We start from the raw sequence: 2,123 nt of genomic DNA on the forward strand, positions 1-2,123 counted from the left end.
CAGCATCGAGAACCAGCCGTCCCCGGCGGCGCTCCACTCCCGCCAGCCGTCCGCGATCCGCTCCAGTTCGGCCCGGTCCGCGAAGCCCCGCTCCACCGCCGTCCGCCCGAGCGCGGTGCCGATCACCCGGTCCGCCCACATCCCGCCCCACCAGGCCCGCCGCTCGGGCGTCGCGTACGTCCAGGTGCCCGCTCCGGCGGTCACCTCGGCGAAGCCGGCCTCGCGGGCCCAGGAGAGCAGCCGCCGGCCGGCGTCCGGCTCGCCGCCGTTGGCGCGGGCGGTCCGCCGGTACAGCTCCAGCCAGCGGTCCAGCGCGGGGACCTCCGGGAACCAGGCCATCGAGGCGAAGTCGACGTCCCGGACGGCGACCACCCCGCCGGGCGCCGTCACCCGGCGCAGCTCGCGCAGCGCGCCCACCGGGTCGGCCACGTGCTGCAGCACCTGATGGGCGTGCACGACGTCGAACTCGCCGTCCCGGTACGGCAGCCGGTGCACGTCCGCGAGCGCGAACTCCACGTTGGCCGCGCCGCGCCCGGCAACGTACCCGGCGGCCTGCTCCAGCACCTCGGCGGAGGTGTCCACCGCCACCACCCGCCCGCTCGGGCCGACCAGCTCGGCCAGGTCGGCGGTGATCGTGCCGGGCCCGCAGCCGACGTCCAACAGCGACTGCCCGGGCCGCAGTTCGGGCAGCAGGTAGGCGGCCGAGTCGGCGGCCGTACGGGAGCGGTGCGAGCGCAGTACGGCCTCCTGGTAGCCGTGGGTGTAGACGGCGGCGGGCTGCGGTCCGGTCATGGGATCCCCCTCGAACATCGTCGGCGTTCCGTTTCCGTGGCGCTCCGACGCTACGCCGCATTCCGCATGGCGAGAAGATCCGTCTCACATGTCGACCACCTGGCACCGGCGCCGCACCCGGTCGCCGTACCGTGGAGGCGCACCCGACAGAACGGTCCCGCCCATGCCCGGCCCCGGCCAGCGTCCCTTCGTCCTGCTGAGCGCAGCCGTGTCCCTCGACGGCCACCTCGACGACGCCTCCCCCGACCGCCTGCTGCTCTCCAACACCGCCGACTTCGACCGGGTGGACGAGGAACGCGCGGCCGCCGACGCGATCCTGGTCGGCGGCAACACGCTGCGCGCCGACAACCCCCGCCTGCTGGTCAACGCGCCCGAGCGCCGGGCCGCCCGACTGGCCGCCGGACGGCCCGAGCACCCGCTGAAGGTGACGCTCAGCGCGAGCGGCGCCCTGGACGCCGACCTGCGCTTCTGGCACACCGGCGGCGCCAAGCTCGCCTACACCACGGACGCCGGGGCGGCGGTGCTGCGGCCCCGGCTGGACGGCCTGGCCGAGGTGGCCGCGCTCGGCGAGGCGGTGGACCTCGGCGCGCTGCTGGACGACCTGGGCGCGCGAGGGGTGCGCCGGCTGATGGTCGAGGGCGGCGGCGGGGTGCACACCCAGTTCCTGGCCCGGGGCCTCGCGGACGAGCTCCAGCTGGCCGTCGCCCCGCTGCTGGTCGGCCAGGCCGAGGCGCCGCGGTTCGTCCGCCCGGCCGCCTTCCCCGGCGGTCCGGCCCGGCGGATGCGGCTGCTGGAGGCACGTACCGTGGGCGACGTCGTCCTGCTCAGGTACGCCCCGAAGGAGCCCGCGCCGTGAACCGACCCACCGCCGCCGACCTCGACCACCTGCGCCGGGCCGTCGAACTCTCCCGCCGCTGCCCGCCCTCCGAGACGGCCTTCTCGGTCGGTGCGGTGATCGTCGGCGCCGACGGCGAGGTGCTGGCGGAGGGCTTCAGCCGGGAGGCGGACGCGCACGACCACGCCGAGGAGTCGGCCCTGGCCAAGCTCCCGGCGGGCGACCCGCGACTGCGCGGGGCGACCGTCTACAGCAGCCTGGAGCCCTGCGGGCAGCGGGCCTCACGGCCGGTGCCGTGCGCCCGGCTGATCATCGCGGCGGGCGTGCCGCGGGTGGTGGTCGCCTGGCGCGAGCCGGACCTGTTCGTCACGGACTGCCAGGGCACGGCCCTGCTGGAGGCCGCCGGGGTCGAGGTGGTGGAGCTGCCGGAGCTGGCCGAGGAGGCTCGGGCGGTCAACGCCCATCTGCTCTCGTGATCTTTTGTATCATCGAGGAA

Annotated in this window: 1 protein-coding gene and 1 pseudogene; one reads left to right on the forward strand and one right to left on the reverse strand. The window is 76.0% G+C overall.

The features are described 5' to 3' along the window. Positions 1-792, reverse strand: a 792-nt coding sequence (locus J0670_RS36525; protein ID WP_207817073.1) for a methyltransferase domain-containing protein, incomplete at its 3' end; no start/stop codon positions are given. 163 nt (positions 793-955) lie between these two features. On the opposite strand from J0670_RS36525, the pseudogene J0670_RS39750 reads away from it, so the two are divergent. Then, positions 956-2,103, forward strand: a pseudogene (locus J0670_RS39750) (dihydrofolate reductase family protein). The last annotated feature ends 20 nt before the right edge of the window (positions 2,104-2,123 follow it).

Source organism: Streptomyces sp. FH025, assembly GCF_017427025.1.
GTDB lineage: Bacteria > Actinomycetota > Actinomycetes > Streptomycetales > Streptomycetaceae > Kitasatospora.